Annotated in this window: 15 protein-coding genes and 5 pseudogenes; 15 read left to right on the top strand and 5 right to left on the bottom strand. The window is 63.5% G+C overall.

Annotation, left to right across the window (positions count from 1 at the left end):
• Positions 1–61 precede the first annotated feature (61 nt).
• From ACIU1A_RS18905 to ACIU1A_RS18895, 3 genes are all read left to right on the top strand, one after another.
• The gene (locus tag ACIU1A_RS18905) at positions 62–2,548 is read left to right on the top strand and encodes an autotransporter domain-containing protein (protein ID WP_404927963.1); all 2,487 of its coding nucleotides are present in this window, start codon (positions 62–64) and stop codon (positions 2,546–2,548) included.
• An 85-nt stretch (positions 2,549–2,633) separates the two neighbouring features.
• Positions 2,634–6,272: an autotransporter domain-containing protein gene (locus ACIU1A_RS18900; protein ID WP_404924965.1), complete on the top strand. Its 3,639-nt coding sequence runs from the start codon at positions 2,634–2,636 to the stop codon at positions 6,270–6,272.
• 83 nt (positions 6,273–6,355) lie between these two features.
• A complete protein-coding gene (locus tag ACIU1A_RS18895) occupies positions 6,356–6,790 on the top strand; it encodes a pectate lyase-like adhesive domain-containing protein (RefSeq protein WP_404924964.1) in 435 nt (144 codons plus the stop codon).
• Here the strand turns inward: ACIU1A_RS18895 and ACIU1A_RS18890 are convergent.
• A pseudogene (locus ACIU1A_RS18890) lies at positions 6,720–6,926 on the bottom strand (transposase); the annotation flags it as partial. The gene ACIU1A_RS18895 and the pseudogene ACIU1A_RS18890 sit on opposite strands and share 71 nt — an antisense overlap.
• Before the next feature lie 608 nt (positions 6,927–7,534).
• On the opposite strand from ACIU1A_RS18890, the gene ACIU1A_RS18885 reads away from it, so the two are divergent.
• The 7 genes and pseudogenes from ACIU1A_RS18885 to ACIU1A_RS18855 all read left to right on the top strand — a co-directional run bounded on the left by ACIU1A_RS18885 (position 7,535) and on the right by ACIU1A_RS18855 (position 14,251).
• Positions 7,535–7,861, top strand: coding sequence for a DUF736 domain-containing protein (locus tag ACIU1A_RS18885; protein WP_113190782.1), 327 nt, complete (start codon positions 7,535–7,537; stop codon positions 7,859–7,861).
• Between the two features lie 255 nt (positions 7,862–8,116).
• Positions 8,117–8,398, top strand: a complete 282-nt coding sequence (locus ACIU1A_RS18880; RefSeq protein WP_027042654.1) for an AlpA family transcriptional regulator — start codon at positions 8,117–8,119, stop codon at positions 8,396–8,398.
• A gap of 17 nt (positions 8,399–8,415) precedes the next feature.
• Positions 8,416–9,471, top strand: coding sequence for a replication initiator protein A (locus tag ACIU1A_RS18875; RefSeq protein WP_404924963.1), 1,056 nt, complete (start codon positions 8,416–8,418; stop codon positions 9,469–9,471).
• A complete protein-coding gene (locus ACIU1A_RS18870; RefSeq protein WP_404924962.1) occupies positions 9,468–9,908 on the top strand; it encodes a DUF2840 domain-containing protein in 441 nt (146 codons plus the stop codon). Before ACIU1A_RS18875 ends, ACIU1A_RS18870 begins: the two co-directional genes overlap by 4 nt.
• A 146-nt stretch (positions 9,909–10,054) precedes the next feature.
• Positions 10,055–11,794 (top strand): relaxase/mobilization nuclease domain-containing protein, encoded by a 1,740-nt coding sequence (locus ACIU1A_RS18865; RefSeq protein WP_404924961.1) that lies wholly within the window; start codon positions 10,055–10,057, stop codon positions 11,792–11,794.
• A gap of 21 nt (positions 11,795–11,815) precedes the next feature.
• Positions 11,816–13,803 (top strand): annotated as a pseudogene (locus ACIU1A_RS18860) (conjugal transfer protein TraG).
• Positions 13,784–14,251 (top strand): CopG family transcriptional regulator, encoded by a 468-nt coding sequence (locus tag ACIU1A_RS18855; protein WP_404924960.1) that lies wholly within the window; start codon positions 13,784–13,786, stop codon positions 14,249–14,251. The pseudogene ACIU1A_RS18860 and the gene ACIU1A_RS18855 overlap by 20 nt, the downstream one beginning before the upstream one ends.
• Before the next feature lie 186 nt (positions 14,252–14,437).
• Here ACIU1A_RS18855 and ACIU1A_RS18850 read toward each other — a convergent pair whose 3' ends face one another.
• Positions 14,438–15,763, bottom strand: a complete 1,326-nt coding sequence (locus tag ACIU1A_RS18850) for a type II toxin-antitoxin system HipA family toxin (RefSeq protein ID WP_224681987.1) — start codon at positions 15,761–15,763, stop codon at positions 14,438–14,440.
• The gene (locus ACIU1A_RS18845; protein WP_140671306.1) at positions 15,763–16,017 is read right to left on the bottom strand and encodes a helix-turn-helix domain-containing protein; all 255 of its coding nucleotides are present in this window, start codon (positions 16,015–16,017) and stop codon (positions 15,763–15,765) included. Before ACIU1A_RS18845 ends, ACIU1A_RS18850 begins: the two co-directional genes overlap by 1 nt.
• 491 nt (positions 16,018–16,508) lie before the next feature.
• On the opposite strand from ACIU1A_RS18845, the pseudogene ACIU1A_RS18840 reads away from it, so the two are divergent.
• The 3 genes and pseudogenes from ACIU1A_RS18840 to ACIU1A_RS18830 form a co-directional block, all read left to right on the top strand.
• Positions 16,509–16,646 (top strand): annotated as a pseudogene (locus ACIU1A_RS18840) (P-type conjugative transfer ATPase TrbB); the annotation flags it as partial.
• A pseudogene (locus ACIU1A_RS18835) lies at positions 16,646–17,068 on the top strand (TrbI/VirB10 family protein); the annotation flags it as partial. The pseudogenes ACIU1A_RS18840 and ACIU1A_RS18835, both read left to right, overlap by 1 nt.
• A 1-nt stretch (position 17,069) precedes the next feature.
• Positions 17,070–17,291, top strand: a complete 222-nt coding sequence (locus ACIU1A_RS18830; RefSeq protein WP_140671343.1) for a DUF2274 domain-containing protein — start codon at positions 17,070–17,072, stop codon at positions 17,289–17,291.
• 193 nt (positions 17,292–17,484) lie between these two features.
• Here ACIU1A_RS18830 and ACIU1A_RS18825 read toward each other — a convergent pair whose 3' ends face one another.
• Positions 17,485–17,733 carry a DUF982 domain-containing protein gene (locus tag ACIU1A_RS18825; RefSeq protein ID WP_404924959.1) on the bottom strand — a complete coding sequence of 83 codons (249 nt, stop codon included), beginning with the start codon at positions 17,731–17,733 and terminating at the stop codon, positions 17,485–17,487.
• Positions 17,734–18,147: 414 nt separating this feature from the next.
• Positions 18,148–18,399, bottom strand: a pseudogene (locus ACIU1A_RS18820) (type II toxin-antitoxin system HipA family toxin); the annotation flags it as partial.
• A gap of 311 nt (positions 18,400–18,710) precedes the next feature.
• Here ACIU1A_RS18820 and ACIU1A_RS18815 point away from each other — a divergent pair.
• Both ACIU1A_RS18815 and argE read left to right on the top strand, forming a co-directional pair.
• On the top strand, positions 18,711–18,851 hold the full coding sequence (locus ACIU1A_RS18815; protein WP_404924958.1) for a hypothetical protein: 141 nt from the start codon (positions 18,711–18,713) through the stop codon (positions 18,849–18,851).
• Positions 18,852–18,911: 60 nt separating this feature from the next.
• Positions 18,912–20,078 carry an acetylornithine deacetylase gene (gene argE, locus ACIU1A_RS18810; RefSeq protein WP_404924957.1) on the top strand — a complete coding sequence of 389 codons (1,167 nt, stop codon included), beginning with the start codon at positions 18,912–18,914 and terminating at the stop codon, positions 20,076–20,078.
• Positions 20,079–20,086: the final 8 nt, after the last annotated feature.

The raw sequence follows: 20,086 nt of genomic DNA, 5'->3' as shown, positions 1-20,086 counted from the left end.
CGACGCCAACCTGGGCGCGGCAGCCACCGGGATCATGTTGAACGGTGGTGCAGTCGGGACCATGACGGACACACCTGCGGCGACGTCGATCAGCCGCAATATCACCTTGGCCAGCAACGGTGGCGGGATCGATGTGGCGGCGCAATCCCAGTCTCTCTCCTGGAGCGGCAACATAAGCGGCAACGGTGGCCTCTTCAAGACCGGAGCCGGCACGCTGGTCCTCATCGGCAACAATACCTACACCGGCGGCACGCAGGTGGCAGGAGGGACCCTGTGGGTTGCCTCCGACGCCAAGCTCGGCGCAGCCGGCACCCATGTTGACCTGAACAACGGGGCTCTGCGCGCCTCGGAAACCTTTACCAGCGCCCGCCCTGTCGGGCTTTTAGGCGCCGGTGGCGCTATCCTCGTGGACGCCAACAAGTCCCTCACCTTGAGCGGTGTCGTCAGGGGTTCGGGCAGCCTCACCAAGACTGGCGACGGCACCCTCATCCTCACTGGCGCGAATGCCTATACCGGCAGCACCACCGTCAATGCCGGCGTCCTGCAGGGCAATACAATGAGCCTGCTGGGCCACATCACCAACAACGCCTCCGTCGTCCTCGACCAAGCAGCCAACGGCACCTATGCCGGCAACATCACCGGCCTCGGCAGCCTGACCAAGATCGGCGCCGGCACGCTGATCCTGCCCGCCGCCGCCAACTACGCTGGCGGCACGACCGTCTCGGCCGGCGCGCTGCAGGGCACGACCTTTAGCCTGCAAGGCAACATCCTGAACAATGCCGCCGTTATTTTCGACCAGGGTTTCGACGGCACCTATGCCGGCAACATGACGGGCACCGGCACGCTCACCAAGAACGGCCCTGGCACACTCACCCTCACCGGCACCAGCAGCGTCGACGGCGGCATGACGGTCAACGCCGGCGCGCTTCTGGCGAACGGCTCGATCGCTTCGTCTCGCGGCCTGAGAGTGAATACGCGCGCGACGGTGGGCGGCACCGGTATATTGCCGTCGACGATCATTAATGGCGGCACACTTTCGCCTGGGAATTCGATCGGCACGATCAATATCATCGGGAACCTTGCGTTCGGCGCCGGCTCGGTCTACGCGGTCGAGGTCTCCGGCAGCGCGGCCGACCGCGCGAACGTTACCGGCTCCGCCGATCTTTCGGGCGGCACCGTCGATGTCACGTTCCTGGCAGGCGGCTCTGTTTCCAGGAACTACACCATCCTCAATGCCACGGGCGGTCTCGGCGGCACCAAATTCGCCGGTCTCAGCGACGCGCCGTTGCCCGGCTTCAAGACCAGCCTCAGCTATGACGCCAACAATGTGTACCTGGTAACGGGCACCGACCGCACCGATCCTGAGCTTAGTGCCCTCAATCGGAACCAACGGACCGTGGCCGACAGGGCGCTCGAGCATTTTGAAGCCAATGGCAGGCTGCCCGCGGAATTCGTCAGGCTCGATGCGAACGGGCTGTCAGCCGCCTCCGGCGAGATCGCGGCGGGTGCCATCATGGCCGGCATCGACAGCGCCGATCGGTTCCTGGCGGTGTTCGACGGGCAGGGCGAGGGCGGGCCCCAGCCTGTCGGCACGGAGGGCGCGGCGAGCGGCGCCGCGGCCTATGCCGAGGACGACAAGGCGGCGGGCGAGGGCAGCTTCGCCGCGCTCGACATGTCGGCAAGCCATGCCGCCGATCCTGTCGAGGCGGTGCTTGCCCGCCGCTGGAGCACCTGGGGCGCGGCCTATGGCGGCTCCGAGCAGACGGGCGGGGATCCGTTCGTCGGATCGCACGATACGAACGCTCGAACCTTCGGGCTGGTCGGCGGTGTCAGCCACCGCTTCGACGAGACGCTGGTCAGCATCGCCCTCGGCGGCGGCTGGTCGAACTTCTCGCTCGCCGATGGGCTGGGCGAGGGCGATGCCGGCACCTTCAATGCCGGCATCTATGGCCGGCAGGGTTTCGGCAATGCCTATCTCTCCGGCGCGCTGGCCTATGGTTTCAACGCCGTCGAGACCAACCGCACAGTGCTTGGCGACACGCTGACCGGCAAGTTCGACGCGCACACCTTCTCGGGCCGCGCCGAGGCCGGCTACCGCTTTGAGACGCCGGTCGTGGCGATCTCGCCCTATGCCGCCTTCCAGGCGATCTCCTATCACCTGCCGGCCTATTCCGAGACGTCGAGCGGCGCCGGACCCTTCGCGCTTCACTATGACAGCGACACCAGCACCGCGACCCGGGTCGAGCTCGGTACCCGGCTCGATCATGCGATCGCGCTCGAAGACGGCGCCAGACTGACGCTGAGCGGCCGCGCCGCATGGGCGATCAATGGCGGCACCGACCGCAATTTCGGCGCCGGCTTCCAGGCTCTTCCCGCCAGCAGCTTCACCATCGACGGCGCCGAGCCCGACCGCAACGCCCTGCTCATCGACGCCGGCGCCCAATACACCTCTCCCTCCGGCGTCTTCGCCGCGGCCGCCTTCCAGGGCGAGTTCTCCGGCAACGTGAAGAACTATTCCGGCAAGCTCAAGCTCGGCATCACCTGGTGAGGCTATGCGCATCTTGCCGTGTTGTTCCTTTGTCAACAGTCAATTCAAGATCCCCCAAATTCGGGGGACTTCTGGGGTCAAGCACATGGGTAGAAAAATCGATGCACCGAGGCGGGCTCATCTGACGACGGCTCTGCTCGGGGAAACTTGTCTGTCGACATCGGGCTCGCGCCTGGTACTGGCCATCCTCCTGGTAGCCGGCATGTTGTCGGCCGCGCTTCCGGCAAGTGCTGTCGAGACTGACTGGATTGTCAAAGACGAAGCGACGCTCAGGGACGCCATCAGTAGCGCCCAGAAAAACGACACCATCACCTTCACCGCGAACGTCACCCTGAGCGCAAACTTGCCCACCGTGCAGAAAGACGTGACCATCGACGGTGGCAACTTCACGCTGTCCGGCAATAACCAGTATCGCGGCCTGTTCGTCCAGTCCGGCACAGTAGTCGTCAACGATCTCACCATTGCCAACGCCAAGGCCCAGGGCGGCAGAGGAGGCGACGCAAGGTATGGCGGCGAGCTGTATATTGGAGGCGGCGGCGGCGGTGGCGGCGCTGGACTGGGCGGCGCGCTGTTCGTCGCCAGCGGCGCCAACGTGACGGTGAGCAACGTCAACCTGCAGGCCAACCAGGCGCATGGCGGCAACGGCGGCGCGCTCAGGCCAGATACCGGCGGTTGGACCAGTGGCGGCGGTGGTGGCTATTGGCCCACCGGTGCTAACGGCGGCGACGCCGGCCCTGTCGTCAATGGTGGCGGCGGTACAGGCGGCGGCGGCGACGGTGCCCACGCCTTTGAGCGCCAGGGCCACCCCGGTGGCTTCGGCGGTGGCGGTGGCGGCGGCCCCAATGGAGGTGGCTCCGGCGGTTTTGGCGGCGGCGCCGGCGGCAACGGCGATATCTTCCACTCAGTGGCTGTGCCCGGTGGCTTCGGCGGCGGCAATAGCAACGGCAAGGACCCCAGTGCCGGCGGCGGCGGCGGCGCCGGTCTCGGCGGTGCGATCTTCGTTCAGGAGGGCGGCAGCCTGACCCTGGCCGGCGCTCTCAACATTTCCGGAAATGCCGTTGCGGGCGGTGACGGTGGAGTGGAAAACGGGTGCAAAGGCCTTCCAATATCTCCAGTGTGTGGTGGCAATCCCGGCCAGGGTATCGGTTCGGGCATCTTCCTTCACGGCAACGGGTCGTTCAGCGTCGCCCCCAGCGGCGGGCAGACACAGACCATAGGCGACATCATCATCGACCAGACCGGAGCTGGCGGCACCGGCGCCGACAGCGGCAGTTGGTCTCTAATCAAGAATGGCGACGGCGTGACCGTTCTCACCGGCGCCAACGCCTATAGCGGCGGCACCATCGTCAATGCCGGCATCCTGCAGGGCAACACGTCGAGCCTGCAGCGCAATATCACCATCAACAATAATGCCTCCATCTTCTTCGATCAGGCGGGCAGCGGCACCTATGCTGGCATCGTGTCCGGCACCGGCAATCTCTGGAAACGAGGCAACGGCGAGGTCGCGCTCACTGGCGAGAACACCTATACGGGCGGCACGCGGGTGGAAGGCGGAACCCTGCTTGTCGCCTCCGACGCCAAACTCGGCAAGGCAGATGCCCATCTCCACCTGCTCGACGGCGGCGGTCTGCACGCCTCCGAGACCTTCACCAGTTCCCGGCCCGTCGGGCTTTTGAGGGGTAACGGCGTCTTGCTCGTCGATCCAGGCAAGGCCCTTACCTTGAGCGGCGTCATCGGAGGAAGCGGCGTGCTGGTCAAGTCCGGCTCCGGCGACCTGATCCTTTCCGGTACGAATACCTATTCGGGCGGCACGACCGTTTCGGCCGGCGCGCTGTTGTTCACTACCGGCGCCAGCCTAGGCGCCGCGGGCAGCGCCATCAATCTGAACAGCGGCACGATGGGGCTAGCTTCGGATGCTTCGGCACAGACGGTCAATCGCCCCGTCACGATCACGAACAGCGGCGGTTTCTTCGTTGCATCGGCTCCACTGACCTGGAGCAGCGTGATCAGCGGCACCGGCACGCTGGTCAAGTCCGGTACCGGCACGCTTTTTCTCTCCGGCAACAACACCTACACCGGCGCGACGATCGTCGACGCCGGCACGCTTGTGGCGAACGGCTCGATCGTTTTTTCGAGCCTGACGGTGAATGCGGGCGCAACACTTGGCGGCACTGGCAGTGTCGGCGCCGCCACGCTGGCCGGCGGCACGCTTTCGCCTGGGAATTCGATCGGCACGATCAATATCATCGGGAACCTTGCGTTCGGCGCCGGCTCGGTCTACGCCGTCGAGGTCTCCGGCAGCGCGGCCGACCGAGCGAACGCTACCGGCTCCGCCGATCTTTCGGGCGGCACCGTCGATGTCACGTTCCTGGCAGGCAGCTCTGTTTCCAGGAACTACACCATCCTCAATGCCACGGGCGGTCTCGGCGGCACCAAATTCGCCGGTCTCAGCGACGCGCCGTTGCCCGGCTTCAAGACCAGCCTCAGCTATGACGCCAACAATGTGTACCTGGTAACGGGCACCGACCGCACCGATCCTGAGCTTAGTGCCCTCAATCGGAACCAACGGACCGTGGCCGACAGGGCGCTCGAGCATTTTGAAGCCAATGGCAGGCTGCCCGCGGAATTCGTCAGGCTCGATGCGAACGGGCTGTCAGCCGCCTCCGGCGAGATCGCGGCGGGTGCCATCATGGCCGGCATCGACAGCGCCGATCGGTTCCTGGCGGTGTTCGACGGGCAGGGCGAGGGCGGGCCCCAGCCTGTCGGCACGGAGGGCGCGGCGAGCGGCGCCGCGGCCTATGCCGAGGACGACAAGGCGGCGGGCGAGGGCAGCTTCGCCGCGCTCGACATGTCGGCAAGCCATGCCGCCGATCCTGTCGAGGCGGTGCTTGCCCGCCGCTGGAGCACCTGGGGCGCGGCCTATGGCGGCTCCGAGCAGACGGGCGGGGATCCGTTCGTCGGATCGCACGATACGAACGCTCGAACCTTCGGGCTGGTCGGCGGTGTCAGCCACCGCTTCGACGAGACGCTGGTCAGCATCGCCCTCGGCGGCGGCTGGTCGAACTTCTCGCTCGCCGATGGGCTGGGCGAGGGCGATGCCGGCACCTTCAATGCCGGCATCTATGGCCGGCAGGGTTTCGGCAATGCCTATCTCTCCGGCGCGCTGGCCTATGGTTTCAACGCCGTCGAGACCAACCGCACAGTGCTTGGCGACACGCTGACCGGCAAGTTCGACGCGCACACCTTCTCGGGCCGCGCCGAGGCCGGCTACCGCTTTGAGACGCCGGTCGTGGCGATCTCGCCCTATGCCGCCTTCCAGGCGATCTCCTATCACCTGCCGGCCTATTCCGAGACGTCGAGCGGCGCCGGACCCTTCGCGCTTCACTATGACAGCGACACCAGCACCGCGACCCGGGTCGAGCTCGGTACCCGGCTCGATCATGCGATCGCGCTCGAAGACGGCGCCAGACTGACGCTGAGCGGCCGCGCCGCATGGGCGATCAATGGCGGCACCGACCGCAATTTCGGCGCCGGCTTCCAGGCTCTTCCCGCCAGCAGCTTCACCATCGACGGCGCCGAGCCCGACCGCAACGCCCTGCTCATCGACGCCGGCGCCCAATACACCTCTCCCTCCGGCGTCTTCGCCGCGGCCGCCTTCCAGGGCGAGTTCTCCGGCAACGTGAAGAACTATTCCGGCAAGCTCAAGCTCGGCATCACCTGGTGAGGCTATGCGCATCTTGCCGTGTTGTTCCTTTGTCAACACGTGGTTGAGAACCCCCCAATGCGGGAACTTCGGGAGCCGGGCAGATGGACGCTGGCATCGCGTCTGACGCTGTCTATTTTCCTCGCCGCGGTGGGCATGATGTCGGCAGCGTTTCCGGGAAGTGCCGTCACCATCACATTGTCACCAGTGAGACACAGCTCAAGGGCGCCATCAATAACGCCCAAAAGCGTGACGCCATCACCTTCAAAGCCGACATCACCTTGAGTGCCAACCTGCCCACGGTGCGTAGCGACGTGACCATTAATGGCAACAACCACACGCTGTCGGGCAACAACCAGTATCGCGGCCTGTTCGTGCAATCCGGCGATGTAGCCATTAACGATCTCACCATCGCCAACGCCAAGGCCAGGGCGGCAAGGGCGGCGACGCAAGATTTCATCGATTCGGCTACCCCGACCCCGCCGGCGGTGGTGGCGGCGGCGCTGGACTGGGCGGCGCACTGTTCGTCGGGCCCGTAGCCAACGTGACGGTGAGCAACTCCAACGGGACCATTGCGAGGCACCGGTATCGACCGGATCGCACAGCTCCTTGCCATCGGAACAACTGGCTGACGTGAATGCCGGCCGATCGCGCGACCTCGGATACCGATACTCCCGGCTCGAATGACGCTGGCGACCAAACGCTCCTTCTGCTCCCGTGACCAGCGCCGGCACCTCTCGACCGAGGTGATCACTTCCAACCGCGCCGTCGTCATAGGGCTACTCCTAGAATTGTCCCTAGGACTTCCGACGTTCGCCCTCAGCCGACAAGACGGCCCTCACCGGAGGGCTACGTTCTACTTACGGCCCCAACAGGACCTTTCGTAATGTGGGGTCGTGCGGTTGGAACCGGATGGGCAAGGGCTTTGATGCGGGTCAAGCCATTGTAGGCTGACATCTTGCGAACCAGTCCGCATCGGTTCTGAGCCCACCGATGCCTTCATTGCCTGCCTCCTTCATTTCACAGAGTGCACCAATGACCTCTCGAACGGGCTGATCTTGGCCGAAGGACGGCTGAAGCCTCGATCGCCTATGCCGCAACGGCGCGTCGCGCGTTTCTTCCCCTGGGCATGCCCATTCCTCGCGGAACCAAGAAACGCGCGCCTGCACCATCCTCCGCTTTGCTGCGGTCGCAAGCGATGCGGCGGCGGTCGCCTTCGGCCCCACGATCGCCATCGAGGTCGCATGGTGCGGGCTCGGAAACGAAGAGAACGGAGACTGAAAATGGCTACCATCGGCACTTTCAAGAAGACCAATGCGAACGAGTTCACCGGCGAGATCGTCACCCTCAGCGTTCAGGCCAAGGGCGTGCGCATCGTCCCCGACACCCGGGCCAGCGGCGAGAACGCGCCAAGCCACCGCGTGGTAGTCGGCAAGGCCGAAATCGGCGCCGCCTGGTCCAAGCGCTCCAATGAGGGCCGCGACTATCTCGGGCTCAAGCTGGACGATCCGAGCTTTACCGCTCCGATCTACGCCAACCTTTTCGCCGACGAGGAAGGCGAGGGGCACAGCCTCATCTGGTCCCGCCCCAACCGCCGCAACGGCGAGTGAACTGGCAGACGCCTCGCCCGATGTCGGGCGAGGCGCCTTCTGCCGGTGACCGCGGAAGCTTTCCGCGCCGCCTGCGGCCATGACCGGCGTCTTTTCATCAGGTGCGCTGCTTGATGCGCGCCGACGCCACTCCCTCAAGAACTCGTGGCAGTGCGAAATAGCGCCCCTCAATTGCGCACCTGATCACCGTCTCCACACTCCTCCATCCTGACCATCGATCGCCGTTCAATCGCGACGGCCACAAGGAGACACCCGATGAATGCCGACGCCGCGCCATTGCCGCCGCGCTACCTGCGCACTTCGGAAGCTGCGCATTTCCTCAGCCTTTCGGCGCGTACGCTGGAAAAACACCGCACCTACGGCACCGGGCCCGCCTATCGAAAACTCGGCGGCCGCGTCGTCTACGCCGTCGACGACCTCCAGGCCTGGGTCCAGCGCGGCGCCATGACGTCGACATCCGATCCGCATGGCTCGGTGCTGCCCGCCAAGCCTCAAGCCGCCCGCCTAATCGCGTACGCCGGGCGCGAGAGGCGCTGACCCGGCTGATCTCCCCTATGTCGGCACGACCACGCCAACCGTCGGAACGCGGACAGCTTGATCTGTTCCACGCGCTGCCCGGTGTTGTCGCGCCACGCGATGCGCAGGATCTCATGGCCTATCCCTTCTTCTCGCTTGCCAAATCCAGGCGCATCGCGCCGATCGACTTTCGCGCCGGCGATGTGGCTATCCGCGTCGAGGCTATGCCAGATCACGGCATGGCGACGATCTGGGACGCCGATATCCTGATCTGGGCCGCGAGCCAGATCGTCAGCGCGCGGGACGCCGGATTGCGTACGTCGCGCCTGATGGCTGCGACACCATACGAAATGCTCACCTTCGTCGGCCGCGGTGTCTCGAAGCGAGACTATTTGCGCCTCAAGGCGGCGCTCGATCGCCTGCAGTCGACAAGCGTTGTCACCTCCATTCGCCAACCCGCCGAAGGCCGGCGCCATCGCTTCTCGTGGATCAACGAGTGGCAGGAGCGCTTCGATCGAAACGGCCACCCGCTCGGCGTCGAATTGATTTTGCCGGATTGGTTCTATCGCGCTGTCATGGACGATGCGCTGATCCTGACGATCGACCGGGCCTATTTCGGCCTGACGGGCGGCCTGGAGCGCTGGCTCTATCGGCTGGTGCGCAAGCATGGCGGACGCCAGCGCGCCGGCTGGCGTTTCGACATCCGGCATCTGCATCAGAAGTCCGGCAGCCTGTCGCCGCTCAAGCGCTTTGCCTTCGAACTGCGTGACATCGTGCGCCGCCAACCTTTGCCGGGATATCTGCTGTTCACGGAAGTCGCAGCCAGCGGTCGTGTGCTGCTGCCGTTCGAGCCGGCGCCCGCGCCGGTTGACAGGATCGTGCCATCGGGAACCCGAACTATCGTGCCATCGGGAACCGCCTCCTCGTGCTTTCGGGAACCGCGATCGGCCTTAACGGACGAGCCCGCAACGGAAAATCACGCCCTTAACTTAGAGTCTAACTCTCAATCTAACAGTCTTGCGCGCAAGCCGCGGACTGACGGTGGGGAGAAGAGGCAGCGGTGCGTTGGCCGGCGCGAGGGAGACGACACATGACGTCGTCTCCCCAATCGCCGCCGCGCGGCGACCTCACGACGGTCGAGCTGATCTGGATCGAGAAGCGGATCGAGCACCGCATCCGCTTCGGACGTGCTGGCCATGAGACGATCATCGACAAGCGGCGCCGCGTCGTCGGATTTGCGCCGGGCAGTGTCTTTGCGTTCGTGCGCTGGGCGGCGAATGACTTTGGCACTGTCGTTTCGCGCATCGACATCGTGCGCGCGGTGTTGCCCGCTGAACCGTATCAGACGCTGCCTCACATCCGGCCAGGCGGCGAGATCCTGCTCAAGATCGCAGGCTGGGACAAGGTTGAGCGGGTTCTCCAACGGATCGATGCGATAGAAGCGATCGGTCTCGATCCGGCTGAAGTCGCACCGGACTATTGGCGTCAGACCCACAACCGTCTCATTGCCGGCGCAACGCCGCGTGCTTAAAAGGGCGCACATTGCGCGGCGGTTGGTTGGTTGTTCTTGCTTGATTTTCTGGCGCGTTCCGCACATTGCCGGCCACCCGCGCAATGTGTATGGAGCAGCCAAGATATTGTATTTGTTTTCCTTTTTCCACATTGCGGTGCCGCGCCATGGCTGATGAGCGCGAGTTTCGCATTCGACCCGGGCGCATCCGCTCCACGCGCGCCCAGCAGGCCCGGCCCTTCATTGCGCAGGCGTTGGCCGCGGCGAAAAAGGCCGGCGGCGGTATTTCGCGCTCGAGCCGGATTGTACAAGCAGGCCGCTCCCGCTTTGGTCACGGTCAGCGCGCCAGCATCCAGGCCAACCGCCTCATCACCTCGCGGTCGCGCAGCGCCGTCGTCAAGGCGCGAGTCGTCCGTCATTCCCTGCGCGCCGCTCCACTTGGCACCCATCTCAACTATCTGCGCCGCGAGGGTGTCAGCCGCGACGGGGAGAAGGGGCATCTGTTCGGGCCGGGGACGGAGAATGCCGATGGCGCCGCCTTCGCCGCGCGCGCCAAGGACGATCGTCACCATTTCCGCTTCATCGTCTCGCCGGACGACGCTCTCGAAATGGCGGACCTCAACGCCTTCACCCGCGATCTGGTGGGGCAGATGGAGAAGGACCTCGACACGCGGCTCGACTGGGTGGCGGTCGATCACTGGAACACCGAGCATCCCCACATTCACCTGATCGTGCGTGGAGTTCGCGACGATGGCCAGGATCTGGTCATCGCGCGTGACTACATCAAGGAAGGCATGCGCGACCGGGCTCGCGATCTGGTGACCCAGGAACTCGGTCCGCGCAGCGATCTCGATATCCGCCACGGGCTCGAAAGCCAGATCCAGTCCGAGCGGTGGACGCAACTCGATCGGCAGTTGCTTCGCGACAGCCGTGACAACGGGATCATCGATCTCGCGCCATCTCGCCTAAGGCAACCGGACGAGTATCACGCTCTGAAAATCGGTCGCCTGCGCAAGCTCGAGACCCTTGGTCTTGCCCAGCAGGCCGGGCCTGGCCAATGGGCAATCGACGAACGGGCCGAAGCAGCACTGCGCGAGCTTGGTGAGCGCGGCGACGTCATCAAGCGCATCCACCGCGCGATGAGTGCGGCTGGCATCGAGGGTGGCTCAGCCAACTATGTCCTGGCCGCGGAGAGCCTGGAGACGCCGGTTGTCGGCCGGCTGGTCGATCGTGGGCTCGATAACGAATTGATCGGCACGGCCTATGCCGTGGTTGACGGCGTCGACGGACGCACCCATCACATCAAGCTCTCCGATCTGGAGGCGGCCGGCGACAGCGCACCGGGATCGATTGTCGAGCTGCGAAAATTCGATGATGCGCGCGGTCAACGCCGGGCCGCGCTCGCCGTGCGCTCCGACCTTGGAGTGGATCAGCAGATCACGGCATCGGGTGCGACCTGGCTCGACCGTCAGGCAATCGCGCGCGAACCGGCCGCCCTGGCCGAGGCCGGTTTCGGCGCCGAGGTTCGCGAAGCCCTCGACCGGCGCGCCGAACATCTTGTCAAACAGGGGTTCGCGGAGCGCCAAGGCAGACGGGTCGTCTTCACCCGGAACCTGCTCGACACGCTGCGACGTGCGGAACTGGAGACGCTGGGCGACAGGCTCGCCGCCGACACCGGAAAACCCTTCAAGCGCGCCGCCAGCGGAGACTTTGTTGCCGGCGCCTATCGCCAGCGTTTGTCACTCGCCTCCGGCCGTTTCGCCATGATCGACGACGGGCTCGGCTTCCAGCTCGTCCCCTGGACGCCCTCACTTGAAAAGCATCTCGGCCAGCACGTCTCCGGTGTCGCACGTGGCGACGGCGGCATCGACTGGAGCTTTGGCCGCAAGAAGGGTCTCGGCCTCTGACACTGGAAGAAAGGAACAACCATGTCCGCCACGAAAATCCTGTGGGGCCAGATCCTCACGGTCTTCCTGATCGCCCTGGCGACGACCTGGGCGGCGACACAATGGACCGCATGGCAACTCGGTTTCCAGATGGGGCTCGGTCCGCCCTGGTTCGAGATCGCCGGGTTGCCTGTCTATTATCCGCCCGCTCTGTTCTGGTGGTGGTATTTCTACGACGCCTACGCGCCTTCTATCTTCGTGAAAGGCGGATTGATCGCCGTGTCCGGTGGCTTCCTCTCGATCATCGTTGCCATCGGCATGTCGGTGTGGCGGGCGCGCGAAGCCAAGACTGTCCAGACCTACGGGTCGGCGCGCTGGGCCGAGAAGCGAGAGGTGGAGGCAGCCGGCCTAATCGATAACGATGGTGTCGTGCTCGGGCGCTATGACTGCCATTATCTGCGTCACGACGGGCCAGAGCATGTGTTGTGCTTCGCCCCGACCCGGTCCGGCAAAGGCGTCGGCCTGGTGGTGCCTTCGCTTCTGACCTGGCCGGGCTCGGCGATCGTCCACGACATCAAGGGCGAGAACTGGCAGCTCACCGCAGGCTTCCGCGCTTTGCACGGTCGCGTGCTGCTTTTCGATCCGACCAATTCGAGATCGTCAGCCTACAACCCGCTTCTGGAAGTCCGCCGCGGCGAATGGGAGGTTCGCGACGTGCAGAACATCGCCGACATTCTCGTCGATCCGGAAGGGAGCCTGGAGAAGAGGGACCATTGGGAGAAGACCAGTCACGCGCTGCTGGTCGGCGCGATCCTGCATGTTCTCTACGCCGAGCAGGACAAGACGCTGGCCGGCGTCGCGGCCTTCCTCTCCGATCCCAAGCGCCCGATAGAATCGACGCTTGCGGCGATGATGAAGACCGCGCACCTGGGAGATGCCGGCCCGCATCCGGTCATCGCCAGTGCGGCGCGCGAGCTGCTCAACAAATCCGACAATGAACGCTCGGGTGTGCTCTCCACCGCGATGTCCTTCCTCGGTCTTTACCGCGATCCGGTTGTCGCCGGCGTGACCCGGCGCTGTGACTGGCGAATTTCCGACATCGTCGGGGGAGGCAACCAGCAACGCTCTATCTCGTCGTGCCGCCTTCGGACATCAACCGGACCAAACCGCTTATCCGCCTCATCCTCAATCAGATCGGTCGCCGCCTCACCGAGGACCTGACTACCAAGACAAGCCGCCACCGCTTGCTTCTGATGTTGGACGAGTTCCCGGCGTTAGGCCGCCTCGATTTCTTCGAGAGCGCGCTGGCTTTCATGGCCGGCTATGGCCTGAAAAGCTTTCTCATCGCGCAGTCGCTCAACCAGATCGAGAAGGCTTATGGCCCCAACAACTCGGTCCTCGACAATTGCCATGTCCGCGTCAGCTTCGCCACAAACGACGAGAGAACCGCCAAGCGTGTCTCAGATGCACTCGGCACGGCAACCGAAATGCGGGCGATGAAGAACTATGCCGGTCACCGGCTTTCGCCCTGGCTCGGGCATCTCATGGTGTCGCGGCAAGAGACTGCGCGGCAGTTGCTCACTCCTGGCGAGATCATGCAGCTTCCGCCGACTGACGAGATCGTCATGGTGGCGGGCGCGCCGCCGATCAGGGCCAAGAAGGCCCGGTATTACGAGGACGCCAGTTTTAAGGAGCGCGTGTTGCCGCCACCCGAACTGGCGCGGTCGCAAAAGGCCGAGCCTGACGACTGGAGCCAGTTGCCGATCCTGGCTCACTCTGAGGCGACACAAGTCTCCGGAACGCTACAGCAGGGCGATGGCGATCCAACGGGATCGGAGCGCCGCCTGCAGGCAGAACTCAATCGGGTGCAGGCGGTCGAGAAGGCGGCGCCCATTGAGAATGAATTCGAGATGGAACCGGCCGACGATGCCGACGACGATGATGCCGTCCGCAACCGACGCCTGGCGCGCCTCATGCAGGGCGTTGCGCGGCAGGTTTCCCTGGACCCCGATGACGGCATGGAGTTGTAAGCGTCATGACGGCTCGCAAAAAAAGGTGCAGATCTCCGTCTATCTCGATCAGGCCATCATGACGATGCTTGGCGATTATGCGGCGCGGCGTGGTCAACCCCAATCCATGATTGCGGAAGCCGCACTGGCTTCGTTCCTGTCGCCGGATGCGGATGCACGCCGCGAGGCTGCTATCGCCAAACGCCTCGACCAGGTCGACCGCCGTCTGGCCAGGCAGGAGCGCGATATCGGCATTGCGGTCGAGACACTGGCGGTGTTCGTCCGTTTCTGGCTGACGACAACGCCGGCGTTGCCCGAGCCCGCCGCCCAAGCCGCGCGTGCCAAGGCGGCCGAACGCTACGATGCCTTCGTGACGGCCCTGGGCAGGCGCCTGGCCAAGGGGCCGAAACTGCGACAGGAGATTTCCGAGGATATCAATCCGATGGACAACAGCGAAAACCCACCCTGACGCATTGCAGGGCCAATAAGCGGCTAGCGCGGAGCCTGATGGCCATGCTCATCATGATGATGGGTATACTCGACGCCTCTGGCGGTCACGCGACGACAATGTTGTTGCAGCGATGATGACGATGATGATCAGCCGCGGCAACAGGATGGGCGAGCAAGTCCCGGCAGCCGGTCCGTCGCACCTCGATCAATCGATGGCGTCAGCCTTGTTGTCGGCGAGGAGAGCCGCCCGCTTGCCGATAGCCGACTTGACCGAGTCGACCAGCTGTTCAGGAAAGCCACGGGGCAGCAAGATGAACACCTCGTCGGCCTGCTTCTCCACGTTTTCAGCAATGTCGTCGAAAATCCTGTGCATGACAGGGCTACCCACACCGGCAATGTCAGCGGTCTGCAGGAAGTGGCGTGGCATGATGTCAGGTATCGAATAGTGCCTGTTCTTGCCGACCGACATGGCCAGTTTGAATTTTTTGCGCGGAATCTGTCCGGTATCAAGGCTGGGCTGCGCGGTCAGCACGTCGTAAAGCGGCGTCATGCGGAATCGTCCGCCAGGGCTGAGGAAAATACTGAAATTCTTGGCGTGGCCGTCGGTCGCGCCAATCAGCCAAAACAAGATGCAGGTGCGCAAGAAGGTGGCGATGTCTTCATCTGGCGTATCGCTACCCTTCAAGAGCTCGACAATCTCGCGCATGCCGGGACCGCCATCCGACTGGTACTTGCGCGTCGGCGGCACTGACAGTGCTTGACAGATATCCTCCTGCGGCAGGCGCAGGAGGCGGCCGTCGCGGGCCCACAGCCGGTCAAAGCGTTCTACGATCAGCGTGCGGCGCTTGCCGAAGTCAGCCATCTGGGCCTGGGCGGCGGGAACGCCAAACGCTTGCAGCAGCTTAAGGCACAGATACTCGTTCTCGACGCTGTTGGAGAGATCGATGCCGTTCGGCAGCCGGCCGATCTGCGGCTTCAGGATATGGGTGGTCGCTGCCGTGCCGATCGGTTTGAACCAGCCTCCGTCCTTGCGCAGCAGTGCGGTCTTTTCCTGCGCGCCGGCAATCGAGATGCGAAAGTCCTCATCCTCGCCGAGGCCGAGCGGAGCGGCAGCAAGGTTCTCAAGGATTCCGGCGACGTCCTGGTTGCTGACCGGCTTGCCTTCGACACTGCCGGGAGGGCCTGGATCCATGCCATCAGGCAGGAATTGCAACGCGCCGACGCAGTCATGGCCGAGCGCAGCCAGCATGCTGTAGGCATCCGTGCCGTCGGCGCCGACGCGTTCGGCAACACGCCTGCGTATGGCGTCATTGTCCGGAAGCAGGTTGTCGAAGACGTTGGTCACCGGCGTGCCGATATAGCGGTCTTCCCGCAAAGGAAGCGAGAGTGAGATCGGGAAGGTGCCGCGCCAGTCCAGCCATTGGCGGGCGTATTGGAAGTCGATGGCGCCCGTCGATTCCCTGCGCAGTACGCCCACTAGGCGCCCGTTCAGGAAGACATTCAAGGGGATGTGAGCCCGTCGCCGTGCCATTAGAACAGGTCCTCAATATCAGCAGAGCTGCCTTTGCTGCGCGCGCGCACGACGAGTTCAAGGTCGAGAGCGGAGAGGGCGGCCATCAAGGTGCGGAGTTGCATCGCAGGCTCGCCGGCCTCGAGGCGGGAGACCGTACCCTGGCGCAGGTGGATCTGGTTGCCGAGCCTGCCTTGCGTGAGCCCGGCGTTCTTGCGGGCGCGGCGCAGGATGGCTCCTAGTTGTTTTTCGTTGCGAGCGATCTGGTCTGTCATGATGGGTCTCCACGCCCGTAATATACGCGATCGCGTATTAGCCGTCAATATACGAGGTTGCGTATAAATCGGTGATATACGCGATCAGGTATATAAGGAAGATATACGCGATCACGTATGATGTCGGTCAGCTGGCAGCGGCGGTCTTGGCCCCAGCTGAAACGAGACGAGACATTCTTGATGCTTTGTGAAGCACATTTCGCCGCTCAGTTGGGAACACATCAACCAAACTGGCATCTACACTTGGGATACGGAACTTCAGATGCCGGACCGCTACGACGAGACGCGTCCTGAAAACCGTGTATTCCTTGCTCACTCGCGATTCATTGCCCCTCGGCGAGGATCAAGATTCTTAAGCGACACGAGCGTCTGCCCGAGCGGCTACGCCTCGAGTTACTTTCTCGAGGTCGGCGTGGGGAATGGGAGGTCCGCGACGTACAAAACATCGCCGACATCCTGGTCGATCCCGAAGGCTCGCTTGAAAGGCGCAACCCTTGGTGGCCGCGCCGGCCTTCGCAATCCGCAAGCCCGCCGTTGCCGTGTTCACGCTCGATGACTATGTCGCGGCGGGCACAATGTCGGCCGGCCAGGCCGCGATATTGCGTGCCGCGGTTGCCGTGCGCGCGAACAAGGCACTCGTATAATCGGGCAGTACGACAATGGCATTGGTTCGGGTCAGAGTCGCGTGCTGCTTGTCTGGAACAGGCTGATCTTTCCCGACGGACGTTCCATCGTTTTGGAGCGTCAGCCAGGCGCGGATGCTCAGGGTTTTGCCGGCCTCGAGGACGAAGTCGACTATCACTGGGGCGACTTGTTCAAGGCTGCGGTATTGTCGACGGTTCTGAGCGTCGGCGCGCAGGCCGGTTCGTCAGATCAAGACAGCGACATCGTGCGTGCCCTGCGTAGCGGCGCTTCCGATAGTGTCAGCCAGGTAGGCCAGCAGGTGGTTCAGCGGCAACTCGGTATCGCGCCGACGCTTACGATCCGACCGGGGTTTCCCGTCCGCGTGCTCGTTACCCACGATCTTGCGCTCGAGCCATACGGAGGTTGACATGGCCAAGTTGAAGCTCGCCACGATCGCCGACGACAAACCGGTCAAGATTACGGTGGAGCTGCCAGCGCCGCTACATAGCGACCTGATCAGGTACGCGGAGATCCTTGGCAGGGAAATAGGGCAGTCATCTGTCGATCCGGCGCGCCTCATCGCGCCGATGGTTGCGCGGTTCATCGCGACCGACCGAGGCTTCGCGAAAGCAAAAAAGGAGAAGCTGTAGATAGCCGGCCACCTCATCGTGTGCGTTTAAGCCGGCGGGCAAAGATCGCGGCTATTGGTGCGCTTTTAGGATCCTGGCCTCACCCAGCAAGGACGACCGGTCAGTTCCCATCATATTGATCAAGTTGCGGGCCTGCTTCTCGGTGATGCCCGTTTCGCGAGCCAGGAACCGAACCAAAAACTCTTCCTCTTCCTCAATCCGCGCCCGGTTCTTGCGCCTTGCATCTGCTGGGCGGGGTATCGCCTTCACCGCAGGTTGCGGCATCCAGAACGACCAAACCGGCCTCTTTCGCCGCAGCGAGAAAAGCTTGGCGTGCGATTTCGACCTGCTGCGGCATAGGGAGGCGGCCGGTACATGCTTGAAGTGCCGCCTTGTAGCGCTCGCCATGTTCCTCAGGCCAGCTGTCCATCATAAAAATTGCGGCCTCGGAGACGCTGATCAAAGTGCGATAAGCGCCTGGTCTTTTTCGTCTCGATGATCACCGGCTCTTGAAAGAATGGATCCTGCAAATGGTCTGCCCGTGCGTTGCCAAAGCGAACGAGGGAAAGATGGTTTCGTTCCGAAGCGGCCTCGGCCGGGCAAAACGCAATGGTGTCTATAAGGGTGGCTACCCGCGCTTATGCCTGAGATATCCACACTGTCTTCCCGGACGGCCACACGCCAGGCCAGGCGACTTCGCTGACTTGCGTGCACGGCGTGACAAGGTCGACGCGTCGGTCTTCTTCCTCCAGGAGGTGACAAGCCCCGCCGGGCTGTGGCCATTCGACAGGCACTGGTAGAGTAGACCCGCCGCTCCATTTGCGAAGCGACGGGCTCTCGCCCACCCCATACCTGTCAGAGCAATTTAGATGCCAAGCAATAGCCGGCCGAGTTCGATGAGGGTAGGAACGCCGTCAGACGTCGGCGCCTGGTAAACCTTTGTGCCGACCAGCCGGAAACGTAGCGCGCCAAGCCTTGTCTGGTCGGCGACGCCGAGAAGGTAATGGCTCGGCAAGGGTGCGAACAGCACGTTTCTCACGATGCGCGAGATGCCGTTCGGACCGCTGCATGAGACGTCGTCCCAGCTGTCGGGCGCGGAGTCGCCAATGGGGCCGAAGGTCGCAACCCCTTCCATTCAGCGTCAGGCATAGCTCAGAATAGGAAGACATTCCTCCTCCAATCAATTCGCACTTGACAGTTTTGTTCTTTTTTTGTTCACTTTCCGTACAGGAAATTAGGGGGCGTTCAGATGGATCGCGTTGTGTCACTCGACGGCCGGCAAGAGGCTGCCCTTCAAGCCGTCGCCGACAAGTTCGTTGCCATCCACAAAGGGATGTGATGAAGGCCCTCAAGGAAATGATCGTCCTCAATGGTCGCCTTAAGGATCGCCTTGACGCGCTCTCGGCACCACGCCGCGCGACACCCTAGGGCGGATCCGCAATGGCCACGATGTACCTAGACGCTGAAGCCAAAGCCGAGCTCCACTCCAAAGCAGAGAAGCTCATCGCCCGCTACGAAAGCCCTCTTGAGACCGTGAAGGCGCTCATGGCAATCACCAGTCCAACACCGAACAAAATATGACTTCGTTGTCCCGATCCCACGATGCTAGACAGTCCGTCAAAGCAAAGAGGCAGGCCGCATATGGACCGCATTTCCATCCTTGAGAGGCTGATTGCATTCCCGACCGTGAGCCGGGATTCCAATCTCGAACTCATCCACTATGTCGCCGGAGTGCTGGGTCAACATGGCATAGCCAGCCAGATCATTCCCAGCCAGGACGGTCACAAGGGGAACCTTTTTGCCACAATCGGCCCCTCCGGCACGCCGGGCGTCATGCTTTCGGGCCATACCGATGTCGTGCCGATCGATGGGCAGGACTGGACGCTGTCCCCCTTTGAGTTGACCTCGCGCGATGGAAAACTCTACGGGCGCGGTGCTGCCGACATGAAGGGCTTTGTCGCTTCGGCTCTCCAGGCATGCGTCAAGGCTTCGACGTTAAAGTTGAAGACCCCCCTCCATCTGGCGCTTTCCTACGACGAGGAAATCGGCTGTATCGGCGTGCGAAGTCTTATCGAGATGTTGCAGGGAGCGCCGCAAAAGCCGCTTCTGTGCATTGTCGGCGAACCGACCGGCATGCAGGTGGCGACCGGCCACAAGGGCAAGATCGGCGCGCGGGCCCTGTGCAGGGGGCGCGAAGGTCACTCGGCGCTGGCGCCTCTGGCGCTCAATGCCATCCATCTCGGATGCGATTTCGTCGCGGCGCTTCGCCGGGAACAGGTCAGGCTGGCCAGCGAAGGCGCCCATGATGGAGACTACGATATCCCCTATACCACCGTCCACGCCGGCAAGATGAATGCCGGTGTGGCGCTGAACATCGTACCGAATCTTTGCACGATCGATTTCGAGATCCGCAATATCGCCGCCGACAATGCGGACGAGATCCTCGACAGGCTGCGAGGCGAGGCGGGGCGCATCGCGGACGAAGCTGCCTCCATCGCTCCCGAAGCCGCGATCGACATCGAAGTCTTCACCACCTATCCGGGTCTCGATACGCCCGCCGTCTCGCAGGCAGTTGCCTTCGTCAAATCCCTGACCGGCGCTAATGGCACGATCAAGGTGGCGTTCGGCACGGAGGGCGGACTTTTCAGCCGCGACGTCGGCACGCCGACCGTGGTTTGCGGCCCCGGCTCCATGGCGCAGGGGCATAAGCCGGACGAATTCGTCAGCATCGAGCAATTGGACCGGTGCGACGCCATGCTGGACAAGCTGCTGCATCGGTTGACCGAGGCGTCGCCGCTGACGATGTGAGGCCGGGA

It is taken from the genome of Mesorhizobium maamorense, from assembly GCF_044998965.1.
Classification (GTDB): Bacteria; Pseudomonadota; Alphaproteobacteria; order Rhizobiales; family Rhizobiaceae; genus Mesorhizobium.
Note: the sequence above shows the minus strand (reverse complement) of the source record. Positions and strands in the feature narration are given on the sequence as shown.